Consider the following 18328-nt stretch of genomic DNA (forward strand, 5'->3'; position numbering starts at 1 on the left):
TCGCAAAATCCTGTGGCAAAGGTGTGACGTACGAAGCCGGATAGTGGACCCTGTAAGGGCAAATCGGGACAGACTGTCACGCCTTTCCCGCTCACGTACGTCCCCTTTATCTCCTATGCCCCCTAGTACGTGATGTGCGTCCCGTGCGCGGGGTCACACCGGCCGCGCTCCGGTCTCACCAGCAGTTGCTGGAGCAATGCTCTGAGTGAGGGGTCTCGTCCGGGATGATGAGGTGCACGTCCCCGAACTCGTGCCAGAGGTAGAGCCCGCTCAGCGCCTCCTCGTAACTGCGGTCGATCGCGGCCCCTCCCGCGATCGCCTCCAGCATCAGCAGATGCGAGGCCTCCGGCTCGTGCAGCCCCGTCAGCAGCCCGTCGACCACCCGCACACCGCGCTCAGGGGTCACCACGAGGTCCGTCCAGCCCTCCTGCGCCCGGACCACCCCGTCGGCGTCCGCCGCGGACTCGACGGCGCGTACGGCCGTCGTACCGACCGCGACGACCCGGCCGTCCCCCGCCTTCACCGCGTTGATCAGCCGCGCCGAGGCCGGAGGCACCTCGTACCTCTCCGGGTACGGCGGCTCGTGCGACTCCGCCGACGCGACCCCGGTGTGCAGCGTGATCGGCGCGAACTGCACACCCCGGCTCACCAGCTCCGCCACCAGACGCGGCGTGAAGGGCCGCGCCGCACTCGGCATCTCCGCACTGCCCGAGCCGTCGGCGGACGGCAGCGCGAACACCGTCTGATAGACGGACAGCGGCTGGTCCCTCTCCGTATAGGAGTAGCGAACGGGACGCCCGTGCCGCCGCAGCAGCCGAGGCACGTCCGGGTCCGACATCCGCCCCCACCACAGCCGCGGGCTGTGCGCGGCCAGCGGCTCCTCCAGTACGAGGCGTACGTCCCCGGGGAGGTGCACCTCCGTCCCCGCGGGCCCGCCCGCACGCGCACGCGTGGTGCCCCTTCCGTCCGGATCCCGCAGCTCGACGGCCCACCGCCCGTCATCACCGCGCGTGGAGAAATGCACCACTACGCGCGCGTGCCCGATCTTCCCGTCGACGGCCGCCGCCAGAGTGGGGGAGACGTTGACGACGAGCAGGTCCCCGGCTCTCAGCTGTCGCGGCAGCTCCACGAACCCGTGGTGCGAGACATCGGTGCCGCGCGAGACGAGCAGCCGTACGGAGTCCCGGTCGAGCCCCGGCCCCCGCTGCTCGACCGGGACGCGGGCCGACAGCTCCTCCGGCACACGCAGAGCGGTGGTCATCGCGCCTCCAGCAGAGCGGGAGCACCATAACGACCACTCACCGGACGCTGGTCGAGCAGCCGCAGAAAGGCCGGAACCACACTGTCCGGCGTCGGCCGCGGATCGTCGTCGTCCGGTACGGCCGCCGCGTACAGGTCCGTCCCCATGTCCCCGGGGTCGACCGCCCAGACCCGCAGCCCCGGCTCCTCCTCGGCGAGCACCGCCGACAGATGGTCGAGCGCGGCCTTCGACGCCCCGTACCCGCCCCACGTCTCGTACGCCTCGGCGGCCGCGTCCGAGCTGATGTCGATGACCGAGCCCGCCCGAGAGGCCCGCAGCAGGGGCAACGCCTCCTGGATCAGTCCCAGCGCGGCGACCACGTTGACCTCAAGGGCCTGCCGCAGCCCGTCCAGCGGCAGGCCCTCCAGTCGTACGAGCGGCTCGGCACCCAGTGCGCTCGCGTTGTTCACCAGCAGGTCCACGCCCCCGAGCTTCCGGGCCGCCGCCACCAGCTCGGCGCGGTGCCCGGCGTCCGTGACGTCCCCGGGCAGCGCCTCCACCCGCGTCCCGTAAGCGGACAGCGCCACCGCCGTCTCCTCCAGCACCCCCGCGGTCCTGGCGTCGAGCACCAGATCCCAGCCGCGCTCCGCCAGGGCCGCACCGAGCGCCCGCCCCAGCCCCTTCGAAGCCCCCGTGATGATCGCTACCGGCATGACCCACACGTCCCCTCGTCCTCGACCGCCTCCGATCGGCGATGACCTCAACGTAGGAACCGGACCGCCCCCACCGCCTCGTACGCGGGTCGCGAAGATCCGGGGCCCTTGGCCCTAGGCCCAGCAGCCTAGGCGACCGCGGCCACAGGTCGGATACGGGTTGTCACACCCCGCCGGTACGTTGGGGTCATGAGTCAAGGCCCCCGGTCCGGCCTGTACGCGGTGAGTGCCGCGCTGCTGGCCATGAGCAGGCACCTCGAGGTGCGCGACGTCCTCAAGACGATCGTCGCCTCGGCCCGCGAGCTGCTCGACGCCCAGTACGCGGCGCTCGGGGTCCCCGACGACCACGGAGGCTTCGCCCAGTTCGTCGTCGACGGAATCAGCGACGCCCAGTGGAAGGCCATCGGCCCGCTCCCGCGCCAGCACGGCATCCTCGCCGCGATGCTCCACGAGGCCCGCCCCGAGCGCCTCGCCGACGTACGCAAGGACCCCCGCTTCGAGGGCTGGCCCGGCGCCCACCCCGACATGTCCGACTTCCTGGGGCTGCCGATCCGGGACGGCGACGAGGTCATCGGCGCCCTCTTCCTCGCGAACAAGAACTGTCCAAAGCCGGACGGCGGTTGCGGCTTCACCGAGGACGACGAGGAACTCCTGACGATCCTCGCCCAGCACGCGGCGATCGCCCTGACGAACGCCCGCCTCTACGAGCGCAGCCGCGAGCTCACCATCGCCGAGGAGCGCTCCCGGCTCGCCCATGAACTCCACGACGCCGTCAGCCAGAAGCTCTTCTCCCTGCGCCTCACCGCACAGGCCGCCGCGGCCCTCGTCGACCGCGACCCGGCACGCGCCAAGGGCGAACTCCAGCAGGTCGCCGCGCTCGCCGCGGAAGCGGCCGACGAACTGCGCGCAGCGGTCGTCGAGTTGCGCCCCACCGCCCTCGACGAGGACGGTCTTGTCGCCACCCTGCGCACCCACATCCAGGTCCTCGACCGCGCCCATTCCGCGCGTGTGACCTTCAGCAGCTGCGGCGTACGAGCGCTGCCCGCCTCCCAGGAGGAGGCCATGCTGCGCGTCGCCCAGGAGGCCCTGCACAACGCCCTGCGGCACTCCGGAGCGACCCAGGTCGACGTCACCCTGGAGCGGTACGGACAGGGCGCCGTCCTGCGCGTCACCGACAACGGCAGCGGCTTCGAGCCAACGGTGATACGCAGTGCGGGACGTCACCTGGGCCTGGTGTCCATGCGCGACAGGTCGAGCGGGGTGGGCGGCACGCTCACCGTGAAATCGGCGCCCGGAAAGGGCACCACGATCGAGATGGAGGTCCCTGGTGGCTGACGCAATCAAGGTGCTGCTTGTCGACGACCACCAAGTGGTCCGCCGGGGCCTGCGCACCTTCCTCGAGATACAGGACGACATCGAAGTCGTGGGAGAGGCGTCCGACGGCGCCGAAGGAGTCGCCCGCGCCGAGGAGTTGAAGCCCGACGTCGTCCTCATGGACGTCAGGATGCCGGGCATGGACGGCATCGACGCGCTGCGCAAGCTCCGCGAACTCACCAACCCCGCACGGGTGTTGATCGTCACCAGCTTCACCGAGAAGCGCACGGTCGTCCCGGCCCTGCGCGCGGGCGCCGCCGGGTACGTGTACAAGGACGTGGACCCCGAGGCGCTCGCCGGCGCCATCCGTTCCGTGCACGCCGGGCACATCCTGCTCCAGCCCGAGGTGGCGGGTGTCCTGCTGTCCCAGGAGGAGGTCAACTCGGGTCAGGGGAGAGGAGGTTCACTCACCGAGCGGGAGCGCGAGGTGCTCGGCCTGATCGCGGACGGCCGCTCCAACCGCGAAATCGCCCGCGCGCTCGTCCTCTCCGAAAAGACCGTCAAGACGCATGTCTCGAACATCCTGATGAAGCTCGACCTCGCCGACCGTACGCAGGCCGCGCTGTGGGCCGTAAGACACGGTGCGGCCGGGTGACCGGCAATTCGGAGGGTCTCGCTCCGAGCTGAGATTCATACCGTCGTGTGTATGTCCCCCGAATGGCGCAACCTCTGTGGATCTCGGCCGTTCTCCAGTGCGTGCTGCGGCGCTTGCCGCAGTGATCGCTAGGAGGGCTCAGAAGTGAAGAACCTGAAGAAGGCCGCAGCTGTCACGATGGTGGCGGGTGGCCTCGTCGCCGCCGGTGCCGGTTTCGCCTCCGCCACGGACGGTGGCTCGCACGCGGACGGCAAGGCCGTGGGCTCGCCGGGCGTCGTCTCGGGCAACCTCATCCAGGCCCCGGTCCACATCCCCGTGAACGCGGTCGGCAACAGCGTGAACGTCATCGGCGTTCTCAACCCGGCCTTCGGCAACCTCGGCGTCAACCACTGAGGTCCGTACCGGACCGATCATGACCACCGGCCTCCCGGGTGCCCCCGGGGGGCCGGTCAGGTTGTCCGCTCGTCGGCCCAATGGACCGAATGGGCAGTTCGGTGAGGGCCCCCGTGCCATAACGGATGCTTCAGGCGTTCCTCAGCGTACGACCCGCGGCTGGGTCGGATTGGTAAACGCAGTGCTCCCCGCGTATGCGGGGATGGACCCGCAGGAGGAACGCTTCTCATGAACATCGCCAAGAAGGCCGCCGTGGCCCTCACCGTCGCCGGTATCGCCGCGGGCGCCTCTGCCGGTGCGGCTGTCGCCGACGCGGAAGCCGGAGCCGCGGCCGTGAAGTCGCCGGGCGTCGCCTCGGGCAACGTCGCCCAGCTCCCGATCCACATCCCCGTCAACGTCGTGGGCAACACCGCCAACCTGATCGGCGCCCTGAACCCGGCGTTCGGCAACACGGGCGTGAACGACTGAAGTCCGCCCCACCAAAAAAGAGCCCCACGACCGAACCAGGTCGGCGGGGCTCTTTTCAACTGCCGTCTCAGCTGTGGGCATGCGTGCCGCTAGGGGCGGCACGGGTGGGCACAGCGGCACCCCGCACAGCGCCGGGCCGCGCGACCCACCCCGACCCCAGCCCCAACGCCGGGCAACGGGAAACCGGCGCCAAGAAACAACCGCCTCAGCGAACCCCCCGCTCCCGCTCCTCCACAAACGCGTTGTACGCAGCAACCTGCGCCCGCCGCCCCGTCCGCTCCACCGGCCGCAACGCCTCCGCCCGAGCCGCAATCTCCGACGCACTCACAGCCCCGCCATGCCCGTTCTCGTAAGCGACGGAGATCAGCAGCCCCACCCGCTGGGCAAGCTCCAACACCCGTACCGCACGCGGCGGATACCCAGGAGCAAGCACCTCCCGCCCCCGCTCCGCCCGAGCCCGATACGCCTCGACCGCCGCCTCGGCAACCGGCCCCGACCCGGCCACATCCAGCCGCGACAACACCTCCGTGGCATCACGCAACGCCTCCGCGAGCTCCCGCTCGGCCTCCCCGAGGGACGGCACATCGGCCGGCGGCGCCTCCCGCACGGCGAGGCAGTGCCAGACGACCTCGACATGGACATCGCCGGCGGGCCCGGCCTCGTACACCTCGGGGACGAGCCCGAGCGCCACCCCGTGACAGACAACGGCCTCCTCGGCGTCGAGGGCGCGCGCGTTGAATTCCGGCGGTCCGCTGAGCCCGAGCGGATGCCCCGGCGCGGGCAGCGCGACCCGCAGCCCGGTCGCCCCGAGCGCGCGCAGCCGGCCGAGAGCGAGCGTGAGACCGACCGGCCCCGTCTCGCCCGGCAGCCCCTCGACCCGGTGCACCGCGTCCTCCCCGACGATGGCGAGGACCGCGTCATCCGGTGAAATAAGTCCGGCCAAAAGGGCATTTCCCCATGCGGCCAGTCGTCCTGAGCGTGGTTCCGAGAGCATGCCTCCACCCTAAGGACCGACCGATGGAATGGAGCGGCCGACCGGTGGCGTAGGTTTTCCCTGGGGGCTGCGTCCACAGACGTAAGCGACGGCCGAGACTGCAATGGGAGACAACGCGCTCATGAGCGATGTACTGGAGCTGGAGGACGTATCCGTGGTCCGCGAGGGCCGGGCTCTGGTGGACCAGGTCTCCTGGTCGGTCAAGGAAGGAGAGCGCTGGGTCATCCTCGGCCCGAACGGCGCCGGAAAAACGACCCTTCTGAACCTCGCCTCCAGCTACCTCTTCCCCAGCCAGGGCACCGCCACCATCCTCGGTGAGACCCTCGGCAAGGTCGACGTCTTCGAGCTGCGCCCCCGCGTCGGCATGGCCGGTATCGCCATGGCCGAGAAGCTCCCCAAGCGCCAGACCGTCCTGCAGACCGTGCTCACCGCCGCGTACGGCATGACCGCCGGCTGGCACGAGGACTACGAGGACGTCGACGAGCAGCGTGCCCGCGCCTTCCTCGACCGCCTCGGCATGAGCGACTACCTGGACCGCAAGTTCGGCACGCTCTCCGAGGGCGAACGCAAGCGCACCCTCATCGCCCGCGCCCTGATGACGGACCCCGAGCTGCTGCTCCTGGACGAGCCCGCCGCTGGCCTCGACCTCGGTGGCCGCGAGGACCTCGTACGCCGCCTCGGCCGCCTCGCCCGCGACCCGATCGCCCCCTCCATGATCATGGTCACGCACCACGTCGAGGAGATCGCCCCCGGCTTCACCCACGTCCTGATGATCCGTCAGGGCAAGGTGCTCGCCGCAGGCCCCCTGGAGCTCGAACTCACCTCGCGCAACCTCTCCCTCTGCTTCGGCCTCCCGCTCGTCGTGGAGCAGGTCGGCGAGCGCTGGACCGCGCAGGGCCTGCCCATGTCCTGACCGCGCAAACCTCGGGAAGCCCCCGGTAAGAAGCGTGTTCCAACCTGATCGGCGCCCTGTCCGCGGCGGGACCCGCGGTCCTACCATGACCATGTGGACGACATCAATGCATGGGTGTGGTGGCTGATCGCCGCGGCCGGGCTCGGCATCCCGCTCGTCGTGACCGCGATGCCGGAGTTCGGGATGCTCGCGGTGGGCGCCGTCGCCGGCTCGGTCACAGCGGGCCTCGGAGGCGGTGTCGTACTCCAAGTCGTCGTCTTCGCCGCCGTGTCGGTCGCGCTCCTCGCGGTGGTACGCCCCATCGCGGCCCGGCACCGCGTCCAGCAGCCCCAACTCGCCACAGGCATTGAGGCGTTGAAGGGCAGGCAGGCGGTGGTCCTCGAGCGGGTCGACGGCTCGGGCGACGGCCGCATCAAGCTCGCCGGAGAGATCTGGTCGGCGCGCTCCCTCGATTCCGGACAGGCCTACGAGGTAGGCCAGGAGGTGGACGTCGTGGACATCGACGGAGCCACGGCGATCGTCATGTGACCTCGCACTACGCAAGTGAACCGAACGCCCCACAGCACAGACGACTGTCTGTCACACTCGTCCAGCAAGATCTTCAACAACCATAAGATCTTCAGGAATTACCGAGCGGAGAAGGGTACGGGGAGCAACGATGGAACCGATCATCATCGTCCTGATCATTCTGGTGGTGTTGGTCTTCATCGCCCTGATCAAGACCATCCAGGTGATCCCACAGGCCAGCGCGGCGATCGTCGAGCGCTTCGGCCGCTACACCCGGACGCTGAACGCCGGACTGAACATCGTCGTCCCGTTCATCGACTCCATCCGCAACCGCATCGACCTGCGTGAACAGGTCGTCCCGTTCCCGCCGCAGCCGGTGATCACCCAGGACAACCTGGTGGTCAACATCGACACCGTCATCTACTACCAGGTGACCGACGCCCGCGCCGCGACGTACGAAGTGGCCAGCTACATCCAGGCGATCGAGCAGCTCACCGTCACCACGCTCCGCAACATCATCGGCGGCATGGACCTGGAGCGGACCCTCACCTCCCGCGAGGAGATCAACGCGGCCCTGCGCGGCGTCCTCGACGAGGCCACCGGCAAGTGGGGCATCCGCGTCAACCGCGTCGAGCTCAAGGCGATCGAGCCGCCCACCTCCATCCAGGACTCGATGGAGAAGCAGATGCGCGCCGACCGCGACAAGCGCGCCGCGATCCTCACCGCCGAAGGTATCCGCCAGTCCGCGATCCTCACCGCCGAAGGTGAGAAGCAGTCCGCGATCCTGCGCGCCGAAGGTGAGGCCAAGGCCGCCGCCCTGCGCGCCGAGGGCGAGGCCCAGGCCATCCGTACGGTCTTCGAGTCCATCCACGCCGGAGACGCCGACCAGAAGCTCCTCGCCTACCAGTACCTCCAGATGCTCCCGAAGATCGCCGAGGGCGACGCCAACAAGCTCTGGATCGTGCCGAGCGAGATCGGCGACGCGCTCAAGGGACTCAGCGGCGCCATGGGTAACTTCGGCCCGATGGGCGGCAATTCGGGCGGCGGCGGAGGCAACGAGCGCCGCGAGAAGCCGTCCGTCACCGACTGACGAACGCGCCTGTACGTGACTGGGGCCCACCTTCCGACAAGAAGGTGGGCCCCAGTCACGTACGACGGTTTAGGCCGCCGGCTGCACCAGCCACTGCGGCAGCGCGTCGAAGTCGTCCCGGCCAAGCGCCAGCAGCATCGCGTCCGCCGGCGTCGGCTCGAACGGCTGCCGCAGCAGCGGCATACCCGCCTGCTCCGGCGTACGGGCCGCCTTGCGGTGATTGTCCTCCGCGCACGAGGCGACCGTGTTCAGCCAGGAGTCCTGACCGCCCTGCGCCCTCGGCACCACGTGGTCCACGGTCGTCGCCCGCCTCCCGCAGTACGCGCACCTGTGCCTGTCGCGGATCAGCACACCGCGCCTCGACCACGGAGCTTGTCTTCGGAACGGCACCCGGACATAGCGGCACAACCTGATCACCCGGGGCACGGGTATGTCGAGTGCGGCTCCGCGCATACGGAGTTCGGGGTGGGCCTGCTCGACGACAGCCTTGTCCTGCAGCACGAGAACGACGGCTCGGTTCAACGTCACCGTCGACAGCGGCTCAAAGCTCGCATTCAGCACCAGCGTGTCCCGCATCCAGCCCACCTCCTATGCGCACAAGCCCACTCCCCGGCGGGCTTGGATCAACTCTGGCCGGGCACGCCGAGATGGACAACGCAATAAAAAATGCCCGCCTCTGATCACTTCCAAGACCAGAGACGGGCAAACGTTCAGTGAACCCTCAGCTGTCCGCGAGTGCCGCGTACTCAGCGATCAGCTGGGCTCGTGCCAGGGTGTGGAACCGCAGATTGAAGCCCACGACCGCGGGCGACGCATCCGAATCAGGACCGAGCTTCTCCTGATCCACGGCATACACCGTGAAGACATACCGGTGCGCCGGATCCCCGGGCGGTGGCGCGGCGCCGCCGAAGTCCTTGGACCCGTAGTCGTTGCGCACCTGGACCGCGCCGTCGGGCAGCCCCTCGAACTTGCCGGTACCCGCGCCCGCAGGCAGCTCGGTGACCGACGTCGGGATGTCGAACACGGTCCAGTGCCAGAACCCGCTCCCCGTAGGGGCGTCCGGGTCGTAGCAGGTCACGGCGAAGCTCTTGGTCTCCGGCGGGAAGCCCTCCCAGCGCAACTGCGGCGAGGTGTTCCCCGCCGCGTAGACCTGAGCGTCCTTGAGCGTCGCACCCTGCTCGACATCATCGCTCGCGACCGTGAAGGACGGCACGGGCGGATGGAAGTCGTGGGGGAGCGGCGGCCGCTTGAGCTCGGTCACCTCGGTACCTCCTGATCGGTGGTGACGGTTCCCGGCCGAGCCTAGAACCAGCTGCGCTTGCTGCCGACCTCCGACAGCCACTGGTTGAGGTACGCGGCCCAGTCCGTGCCCTGGTAGTCGTGCAGCCCCACCTGGAAGGAACGGAACGAGTCGCTGCCCTCACTGAAGAGGCCCGGCTTCTTGTCCATCTCCAGGATGACGTCCATCTCACGGTCGTCCGCGACGAAGCTCAGCTCCACCTGGTTCAGCCCGCGGTACTGCGACGGCGGGAAGAACTCGATCTCCTGGTAGAAGGGCAGCTTCTGCCGCGTACCCCGAATGTGACCGCGCTCCAGGTCCGCGTTCTTGAAGCGGAAGCCCAGCTGGATGAACGCGTTCAGGAGCGCCTGCTGCGCGGGCAGCGGGTGCACGTTGATCGGGTCCAGGTCACTGGAGTCGATGGCGCGCGCGATCTCCAGCTCCGTGGTCACACCGATGTGCATCCCACGCAGCGGCTGGCCGTCGATCGTTGTGATCGGCGTCTCCCACGGGATCTCGAGCCCGAAGGGAACGGCGTGCACGCCACCCGCCTGCAGCTCGAAGGCCCCGCCGAGCCGCAGCTTGGTGAACTCGATGTCCTGCTTGTACTCCTGGTTGTCCTGGCCCTCGACCTCGACCTTGGCCTGCAGACCGACCGACAGACCCTCGATCGCCTGGTTCACGGACCCACCCTGGATCCGCACCTCGCCCTGGACGACGCCGCCCGGAACGGTGTTGATCTCGGTCAGCACCGTCTCGACCGAAGCCCCACCGGCCCCCAGGCTCGCAAGCAGCCGCTTGAACCCCATGTCACTTCCTCCCCAGGCAACGCCTGTTCTGTCCTGTGTCTGTCCGGATCCCTTGATCCCTACAAACGCGATCCGACCGCGGCCGGTTCCGCGCCCTCACCCTTGCAAGGGGGACGCCCCCTGACCACCCCGCCGACACGCACCCATCTGGACTACGCTCGGACGTCATGATCGCGGCCACTGACCGTACGCCCCTCACACGCGAGTTCTTCGACCGCCCTGTACTGGATGTAGCCCCCGACCTTCTTGGGCGCACCCTTGTACGCACCACCCCGGACGGTCCGATCGAGCTCCGCCTCACGGAGGTCGAGGCGTACGACGGCCCGAACGACCCCGGCTCCCACGCCTATCGCGGACGCACGCCCCGCAACGACGTGATGTTCGGTCCGCCCGGACACGTGTACGTCTACTTCACTTACGGCATGTGGTTCTGCATGAACCTGGTGTGCGGTCCGGAGGGCATGCCCTGCGGGGTCCTGCTCCGCGCCGGCGAGGTCACCGAGGGTGCAGAACTCGCCCGCAAACGTCGACTCTCAGCCCGAAATGACAAGGAACTGGCCAAAGGGCCCGCCCGCCTGGCCACGGCCCTGGACGTGGACCGCACCCTCGACGGCACCGACGCCTGCGCTCCCGAGGGCGCTCCGCTGACCCTCCTCACGGGCACTCCCGTCCACTCCGACCAGGTACGCAACGGTCCCCGCACGGGCGTGGCCGGCGACGGTGGCGTGCACCCGTGGCGCTTTTGGATCGACAACGACCCGACGGTGAGCCCTTATCGGGCCCATACGCCCCGGCGTCCCCGAACTTGACTCGCCCCTGGGGGGTCCGTAATGTAGCCCGAGCCGCTTGAACCGGTTACGGCGTTCAGCCAGCAGCCGAGAGCGGCCAACCCACTACCTACGACTCCCCTCGGCGGGGGCGAATTCGGCGTGCCTGTATGCCGTAATTCGAACTCGCGGAACTCGATTATGAGTTGCGGAGGGAATCGGCTAACGTAGTGAATGTCGAAAAGCCGGAACGCGAAAGCGCTCAAAGGCCCGAGATAAACCCACCGACAGGGAATCGGACACGAAAGAGTCTGATAGAGTCGGAAACGCAAGACCGAAGGGAAACTGCCCGGAGGAAAGCCTGAGAGAGTCTCTCGGGTGAGTACAAAGGAAGCGTCCGTTCCTTGAGAACTCAACAGCGTGCCAAAAATCAACGCCAAGTTTGTTGATACCCCGTCTCCAGTCATCATGGCTGGGACGAGGTTCCTTTGAAGTAAAACATCAGCGAGGACGCTGTGGACCGTGGGGATTATTCCTCTCCTCGGTTCCGCTCTCGTGGTGTCGTCCCGATTACGGGAAAACATTCACGGAGAGTTTGATCCTGGCTCAGGACGAACGCTGGCGGCGTGCTTAACACATGCAAGTCGAACGATGAAGCCTTTCGGGGTGGATTAGTGGCGAACGGGTGAGTAACACGTGGGCAATCTGCCCTTCACTCTGGGACAAGCCCTGGAAACGGGGTCTAATACCGGATAACACTCCTGCCCGCATGGGTGGGGGTTAAAAGCTCCGGCGGTGAAGGATGAGCCCGCGGCCTATCAGCTTGTTGGTGAGGTAGTGGCTCACCAAGGCGACGACGGGTAGCCGGCCTGAGAGGGCGACCGGCCACACTGGGACTGAGACACGGCCCAGACTCCTACGGGAGGCAGCAGTGGGGAATATTGCACAATGGGCGAAAGCCTGATGCAGCGACGCCGCGTGAGGGATGACGGCCTTCGGGTTGTAAACCTCTTTCAGCAGGGAAGAAGCGAAAGTGACGGTACCTGCAGAAGAAGCGCCGGCTAACTACGTGCCAGCAGCCGCGGTAATACGTAGGGCGCAAGCGTTGTCCGGAATTATTGGGCGTAAAGAGCTCGTAGGCGGCTTGTCGCGTCGGTTGTGAAAGCCCGGGGCTTAACCCCGGGTCTGCAGTCGATACGGGCAGGCTAGAGTGTGGTAGGGGAGATCGGAATTCCTGGTGTAGCGGTGAAATGCGCAGATATCAGGAGGAACACCGGTGGCGAAGGCGGATCTCTGGGCCATTACTGACGCTGAGGAGCGAAAGCGTGGGGAGCGAACAGGATTAGATACCCTGGTAGTCCACGCCGTAAACGGTGGGAACTAGGTGTTGGCGACATTCCACGTCGTCGGTGCCGCAGCTAACGCATTAAGTTCCCCGCCTGGGGAGTACGGCCGCAAGGCTAAAACTCAAAGGAATTGACGGGGGCCCGCACAAGCAGCGGAGCATGTGGCTTAATTCGACGCAACGCGAAGAACCTTACCAAGGCTTGACATACGCCGGAAAGCATCAGAGATGGTGCCCCCCTTGTGGTCGGTGTACAGGTGGTGCATGGCTGTCGTCAGCTCGTGTCGTGAGATGTTGGGTTAAGTCCCGCAACGAGCGCAACCCTTGTTCTGTGTTGCCAGCATGCCCTTCGGGGTGATGGGGACTCACAGGAGACTGCCGGGGTCAACTCGGAGGAAGGTGGGGACGACGTCAAGTCATCATGCCCCTTATGTCTTGGGCTGCACACGTGCTACAATGGCAGGTACAATGAGCTGCGATGCCGCGAGGCGGAGCGAATCTCAAAAAGCCTGTCTCAGTTCGGATTGGGGTCTGCAACTCGACCCCATGAAGTCGGAGTTGCTAGTAATCGCAGATCAGCATTGCTGCGGTGAATACGTTCCCGGGCCTTGTACACACCGCCCGTCACGTCACGAAAGTCGGTAACACCCGAAGCCGGTGGCCCAACCCCCTTGTGGGGAGGGAGCTGTCGAAGGTGGGACTGGCGATTGGGACGAAGTCGTAACAAGGTAGCCGTACCGGAAGGTGCGGCTGGATCACCTCCTTTCTAAGGAGCATCTAGGCCGCCAGGCATTGTCTGGTGGTCCAGGGCCAGTACATCGGCGTACGTCCGGTGCTGGTTGCTCATGGGTGGAACGTTGATTATTCGGCACTCTCAGTCATCTCGGGCTGCAAGTACTGTCCTTCGGGGCGTGGAAAGCTGATCATGAGTGGCGAGGGTGCCGGGCACGCTGTTGGGTGTCTGAAGGTACGGGCTGTTCAAGCCTGTTTCTTCAGTGCCGGCCCCAGTGAACTCGCCCTTCAGGGTGGGGTGGTGGGTGGTTGGTCGTTGTTTGAGAACTGCACAGTGGACGCGAGCATCTGTGGCCAAGTTTTTAAGGGCGCACGGTGGATGCCTTGGCACCAGGAACCGATGAAGGACGTGGGAGGCCACGATAGTCCCCGGGGAGCCGTCAACCAGGCTTTGATCCGGGGGTTTCCGAATGGGGAAACCCGGCAGTCGTCATGGGCTGTCACCCATACCTGAACACATAGGGTATGTGGAGGGAACGCGGGGAAGTGAAACATCTCAGTACCCGCAGGAAGAGAAAACAACCGTGATTCCGGGAGTAGTGGCGAGCGAAACTGGATGAGGCTAAACCATATGCGTGTGAGACCCGGCAGGGGTTGCGTATATGGGGTTGTGGGATTTCTCTTTCACGGTCTGCCGATCGTGAGACGAGTCAGAAACCGTTGATGTAGGCGAAGGACATGCGAAAGGTCCGGCGTAGAGGGTAAGACCCCCGTAGTCGAAACGTCAACGGCTCGTTTGAGAAACACCCAAGTAGCACGGGGCCCGAGAAATCCCGTGTGAATCTGGCGGGACCACCCGCTAAGCCTAAATATTCCCTGGTGACCGATAGCGGATAGTACCGTGAGGGAATGGTGAAAAGTACCGCGGGAGCGGAGTGAAATAGTACCTGAAACCGTGTGCCTACAAGCCGTGGGAGCGTCGCGCATCAAGTTTACTTGGTGCGTCGTGACTGCGTGCCTTTTGAAGAATGAGCCTGCGAGTTTGCGGTGTGTTGCGAGGTTAACCCGTGTGGGGAAGCCGTAGCGAAAGCGAGTCCGAATAGGGCGATTTAGTAGCGCGCTCAAGACCCGAAGCGGAGTGATCTAGCCATGGGCAGGTTGAAGCGGCTGTAAGAGGTCGTGGAGGACCGAACCCACCAGGGTTGAAAACCTGGGGGATGACCTGTGGTTAGGGGTGAAAGGCCAATCAAACTCCGTGATAGCTGGTTCTCCCCGAAATGCATTTAGGTGCAGCGTCGTGTGTTTCTTGCCGGAGGTAGAGCACTGGATAGGCGATGGGCCCTACCGGGTTACTGACCTTAGCCAAACTCCGAATGCCGGTAAGTGAGAGCACGGCAGTGAGACTGTGGGGGATAAGCTCCATGGTCGAGAGGGAAACAGCCCAGAGCATCGACTAAGGCCCCTAAGCGTACGCTAAGTGGGAAAGGATGTGGAGTCGCACAGACAACCAGGAGGTTGGCTTAGAAGCAGCCACCCTTGAAAGAGTGCGTAATAGCTCACTGGTCTAGTGATTCCGCGCCGACAATGTAGCGGGGCTCAAGCGTACCGCCGAAGTCGTGTCATTCCAGCACATACCCCCAACGGGGGCTGGGATGGGTAGGGGAGCGTCGTGTGCCGGGTGAAGCCGCAGCGGAAGCTAGTGGTGGACGGTTCACGAGTGAGAATGCAGGCATGAGTAGCGATACACACGTGAGAAACGTGTGCGCCGATTGACTAAGGGTTCCTGGGTCAAGCTGATCTGCCCAGGGTAAGTCGGGACCTAAGGCGAGGCCGACAGGCGTAGTCGATGGATAACCGGTTGATATTCCGGTACCCGCTGTGAAGCGTCAAACATTGAATCCAGTAATGCTAAGCCCGTGAAGCCGTCCTGATCTCTTCGGAGTTGAGGGAAGTGGTGGAGCCGGTGACCCGAGCTGGTAGTAGGTGAGTGATGGGGTGACGCAGGAAGGTAGTCCATCCCGGGCGGTGGTTGTCCCGGGGTAAGGGTGTAGGCCGTGTGATAGGTAAATCCGTCGCACATTAAGGCTGAGACCTGATGCCGAGCCGATTGTGGTGAAGTGGATGATCCTATGCTGTCGAGAAAAGCCTCTAGCGAGTTTCATGGCGGCCCGTACCCTAAACCGACTCAGGTGGTCAGGTAGAGAATACCGAGGCGTTCGGGTGAACTATGGTTAAGGAACTCGGCAAAATGCCCCCGTAACTTCGGGAGAAGGGGGGCCATCACCGGTGATTGGATTTACTCCATGAGCTGGGGGTGGCCGCAGAGACCAGCGAGAAGCGACTGTTTACTAAAAACACAGGTCCGTGCGAAGCCGTAAGGCGATGTATACGGACTGACGCCTGCCCGGTGCTGGAACGTTAAGGGGACCGGTTAGTGCACTTTCGGGTGTGCGAAGCTGAGAACTTAAGCGCCAGTAAACGGCGGTGGTAACTATAACCATCCTAAGGTAGCGAAATTCCTTGTCGGGTAAGTTCCGACCTGCACGAATGGCGTAACGACTTCTCGACTGTCTCAACCATAGGCCCGGTGAAATTGCACTACGAGTAAAGATGCTCGTTTCGCGCAGCAGGACGGAAAGACCCCGGGACCTTTACTATAGTTTGATATTGGTGTTCGGTTCGGCTTGTGTAGGATAGCTGGGAGACTGTGAAGCTTGAGCGCCAGCTCAGGTGGAGTCGTCGTTGAAATACCAGTCTGGTCGTGCTGGATGTCTAACCTGGGTCCGTGATCCGGATCAGGGACAGTGTCTGATGGGTAGTTTAACTGGGGCGGTTGCCTCCTAAAGAGTAACGGAGGCGCCCAAAGGTTCCCTCAGCCTGGTTGGTAATCAGGTGTTGAGTGTAAGTGCACAAGGGAGCTTGACTGTGAGACCGACGGGTCGAGCAGGGACGAAAGTCGGGACTAGTGATCCGGCGGTGGCTTGTGGAAGCGCCGTCGCTCAACGGATAAAAGGTACCCCGGGGATAACAGGCTGATCTTCCCCAAGAGTCCATATCGACGGGATGGTTTGGCACCTCGATGTCGGCTCGTCGCATCCTGGGGCTGGAGTCGGTCCCAAGGGTTGGGCTGTTCGCCCATTAAAGCGGTACGCGAGCTGGGTTTAGAACGTCGTGAGACAGTTCGGTCCCTATCCGCTGCGCGCGCAGGAATATTGAGAAGGGCTGTCCCTAGTACGAGAGGACCGGGACGGACGAACCTCTGGTGTGCCAGTTGTCCTGCCAAGGGCATGGCTGGTTGGCTACGTTCGGGAGGGATAACCGCTGAAAGCATCTAAGCGGGAAGCCTGCTTCGAGATGAGTATTCCCACCAACTAGATTGGTTAAGGCTCCCAGTAGACGACTGGGTTGATAGGCCAGATGTGGAAGCCCAGTAATGGGCGAAGCTGACTGGTACTAATAGGCCGAGGGCTTGTCCTCAGTTGCTCGCGTCCACTGTGTAGTTCCCAGACAACGAACGGTTGTGCTGGCTGAACAGTTTCACTAATTCAATTGAAAAGTGTGCTTGTTCGCTGCCCGTTCGAGGCCTCGCTTTTGCGGCGGGGTGTCTGAAAGGGTTTCGGTGGTCATAGCGTGAGGGAAACGCCCGGTTACATTCCGAACCCGGAAGCTAAGCCTCACAGCGCCGATGGTACTGCAGGGGGGACCCTGTGGGAGAGTAGGACGCCGCCGAACAAATCTTGAGGACCTCTGGTCCCAGCGACTCGCTGGGGCTAGAGGTCCTTTTTTGTTTTTCCGAAGCGCGCCGGGTACCCGGCTGCGCGAGAATGACTTGCGGTACCGAAGACAGGAGTCACCATGTCCACCAACTCTCCCGATGAGCGACCGGAGCGCGACCAGCGACGCCGGGACAGTGGTGACCGCGGAGGCTACCGCGCGGGCCCGCCCCGCGACAGTGATCGCCGTGAAGGCGACCGCGGGGGTCAGGGCCGGCGCGACGACAGGAGTGGCGGCGACCGTGGCGGTTTCCGTCGGGATGACCGTCCCGCGGCCCCGCGCCGTGACGACAACCGCCGTGATGACAACCGTGGCGGCGACAACCGTGGTGGCGACAACCGTGGTGGCGGCGGATTCCGCGGCCGCGACGACCGGCGGGAGGGCGACCGCGGTGGGCGTCCGCCGTTCCGTCGTGACGATCGTTCCAGCAGTGCCCCGCGTCGTGATGACCGTGGAAGCGGTCGTGAGGGGGATCGTCCGGCTTTCCGTCGTGACGATCGTCCCAGCGGTGGCCCGCGCCGGGATGACCGTCCCAGCACCCCGCGCCGTGATGACAACCGTGGCGGCGGGTTCCGTCGTGACGACCGTCCCAGCAGTGGGCCCCGTCGTGATGACGACCGTGGCGGCAGCAGCTTCCGTCGTGACGATCGTCCGAGCAGCGGTCCGCGTCGTGATGACGACCGCGGAGGCAGTGGGTTCCGGCGTGACGACCGGCGTGACAGCGGCGACCGTGGTGGCTTCCGTCGGGACGACAACCGTGGCGATGCCCGTCGTGACGACCGCAGGGACGACCGTCCGGCGTTCCGCCGCGACGACAGCCGAGGCGACAGCCGAAGCGGCGGATTCCGTCGCGACGGGGACCGCCCGCCGTTCCGGGGCGGTGATCGCCCGAGTGGCCCGCGTCGTGATGACCGTGGAAGCGGTCGTGAGGGAGACCGTCCGGCTTTCCGTCGTGACGATCGTCCCAGCAGTGCTCCGCGTCGTGATGACGACCGTGGCGGGAGCGGCTTCCGTCGTGACGACCGGCGTGACAGCGGCGACCGTGGTGGCTTCCGTCGGGACGACAACCGTGGCGGCGGGTTCCGTCGTGACGACCGTCCCAGCAGTGGGCCCCGTCGTGATGACGACCGCGGAGGCAGTGGCTTCCGTCGTGACGACCGGCGTGACAGCGGGGACCGTGGTGGCTTCCGTCGGGACGACAACCGTGGCGATGCCCGTCGTGACGACCGCAGGGACGACCGTCCGGCGTTCCGCCGCGACGACAGCCGAGGCGACAGCCGAAGCGGCGGATTCCGTGGTCGTGACGACCGCGGTGCTGCCCCGCGTCGTGACGAC

14 protein-coding genes, 3 rRNA genes and 1 pseudogene are annotated in these 18328 nt (G+C 65.5%); 12 read left to right on the forward strand and 6 right to left on the reverse strand.

The window, feature by feature from the left end:
- Window positions 1-175 precede the first annotated feature (175 nt).
- Window positions 176-1261 carry an S-adenosylmethionine:tRNA ribosyltransferase-isomerase gene (locus OG266_RS35090; protein WP_371550638.1) on the reverse strand — a complete coding sequence of 362 codons (1086 nt, stop codon included), beginning with the start codon at window positions 1259-1261 and terminating at the stop codon, window positions 176-178.
- A complete protein-coding gene (locus OG266_RS35095; protein ID WP_371550640.1) occupies window positions 1258-1953 on the reverse strand; it encodes an SDR family NAD(P)-dependent oxidoreductase in 696 nt (231 codons plus the stop codon). The genes OG266_RS35090 and OG266_RS35095 overlap by 4 nt, the downstream gene beginning before the upstream one ends.
- A gap of 189 nt (window positions 1954-2142) precedes the next feature.
- On the opposite strand from OG266_RS35095, the gene OG266_RS35100 reads away from it, so the two are divergent.
- From OG266_RS35100 to OG266_RS35115, 4 genes are all read left to right on the forward strand, one after another.
- The gene (locus OG266_RS35100; protein WP_266466377.1) at window positions 2143-3288 is read left to right on the forward strand and encodes a GAF domain-containing sensor histidine kinase; all 1146 of its coding nucleotides are present in this window, start codon (window positions 2143-2145) and stop codon (window positions 3286-3288) included.
- Entirely contained in the window at window positions 3281-3922 is a 642-nt protein-coding gene (locus OG266_RS35105) for a response regulator transcription factor (protein WP_266466379.1), read from the forward strand. The genes OG266_RS35100 and OG266_RS35105 overlap by 8 nt, the downstream gene beginning before the upstream one ends.
- Before the next feature lie 144 nt (window positions 3923-4066).
- Window positions 4067-4315, forward strand: coding sequence for a chaplin ChpE (gene chpE, locus OG266_RS35110; RefSeq protein WP_266466382.1), 249 nt, complete (start codon window positions 4067-4069; stop codon window positions 4313-4315).
- Window positions 4316-4543: 228 nt separating this feature from the next.
- The gene (locus tag OG266_RS35115; protein ID WP_266466385.1) at window positions 4544-4783 is read left to right on the forward strand and encodes a chaplin; all 240 of its coding nucleotides are present in this window, start codon (window positions 4544-4546) and stop codon (window positions 4781-4783) included.
- Window positions 4784-4988: 205 nt separating this feature from the next.
- Here OG266_RS35115 and OG266_RS35120 read toward each other — a convergent pair whose 3' ends face one another.
- Complete coding sequence (locus OG266_RS35120; RefSeq protein WP_266466388.1) at window positions 4989-5777, reverse strand: hypothetical protein; 789 nt, start codon at window positions 5775-5777, stop codon at window positions 4989-4991.
- Between the two features lie 121 nt (window positions 5778-5898).
- Here OG266_RS35120 and OG266_RS35125 point away from each other — a divergent pair, with 121 nt between their 5' ends.
- The 3 genes from OG266_RS35125 to OG266_RS35135 all read left to right on the forward strand — a co-directional run bounded on the left by OG266_RS35125 (window position 5899) and on the right by OG266_RS35135 (window position 8287).
- Window positions 5899-6690, forward strand: coding sequence for an ABC transporter ATP-binding protein (locus OG266_RS35125; RefSeq protein ID WP_266466391.1), 792 nt, complete (start codon window positions 5899-5901; stop codon window positions 6688-6690).
- A 93-nt stretch (window positions 6691-6783) separates the two neighbouring features.
- Window positions 6784-7218 (forward strand): NfeD family protein, encoded by a 435-nt coding sequence (locus OG266_RS35130; protein ID WP_371550644.1) that lies wholly within the window; start codon window positions 6784-6786, stop codon window positions 7216-7218.
- 130 nt (window positions 7219-7348) lie between these two features.
- Window positions 7349-8287, forward strand: a complete 939-nt coding sequence (locus OG266_RS35135; RefSeq protein WP_266466395.1) for an SPFH domain-containing protein — start codon at window positions 7349-7351, stop codon at window positions 8285-8287.
- A 69-nt stretch (window positions 8288-8356) separates the two neighbouring features.
- Here OG266_RS35135 and OG266_RS35140 read toward each other — a convergent pair whose 3' ends face one another.
- The 3 genes from OG266_RS35140 to OG266_RS35150 form a co-directional block, all read right to left on the reverse strand.
- Entirely contained in the window at window positions 8357-8863 is a 507-nt protein-coding gene (locus tag OG266_RS35140) for an HNH endonuclease (protein WP_266466397.1), read from the reverse strand.
- Between the two features lie 145 nt (window positions 8864-9008).
- Complete coding sequence (locus tag OG266_RS35145; protein WP_266466400.1) at window positions 9009-9548, reverse strand: YbhB/YbcL family Raf kinase inhibitor-like protein; 540 nt, start codon at window positions 9546-9548, stop codon at window positions 9009-9011.
- Between the two features lie 41 nt (window positions 9549-9589).
- Window positions 9590-10375: a sporulation protein gene (locus tag OG266_RS35150; RefSeq protein WP_266466403.1), complete on the reverse strand. Its 786-nt coding sequence runs from the start codon at window positions 10373-10375 to the stop codon at window positions 9590-9592.
- Between the two features lie 167 nt (window positions 10376-10542).
- Here OG266_RS35150 and OG266_RS35155 point away from each other — a divergent pair, with 167 nt between their 5' ends.
- The 5 genes and pseudogenes from OG266_RS35155 to OG266_RS35175 form a co-directional block, all read left to right on the forward strand.
- Entirely contained in the window at window positions 10543-11184 is a 642-nt protein-coding gene (locus tag OG266_RS35155; RefSeq protein ID WP_371550650.1) for a DNA-3-methyladenine glycosylase, read from the forward strand.
- A 541-nt stretch (window positions 11185-11725) separates the two neighbouring features.
- A 16S ribosomal RNA gene (locus OG266_RS35160) occupies window positions 11726-13253 on the forward strand.
- Between the two features lie 318 nt (window positions 13254-13571).
- Window positions 13572-16696 (forward strand): 23S ribosomal RNA (locus OG266_RS35165).
- A gap of 138 nt (window positions 16697-16834) precedes the next feature.
- A 5S ribosomal RNA gene (rrf, locus tag OG266_RS35170) occupies window positions 16835-16951 on the forward strand.
- Together the 16S, 23S and 5S rRNA genes form the textbook arrangement of a ribosomal RNA operon.
- A gap of 141 nt (window positions 16952-17092) precedes the next feature.
- Window positions 17093-17953: pseudogene (locus OG266_RS35175) on the forward strand (hypothetical protein); the annotation flags it as partial.
- Window positions 17954-18328: the final 375 nt, after the last annotated feature.

The sequence above is a fragment of the Streptomyces sp. NBC_00554 genome, assembly GCF_041431135.1.
Lineage (GTDB): Bacteria > Actinomycetota > Actinomycetes > Streptomycetales > Streptomycetaceae > Streptomyces.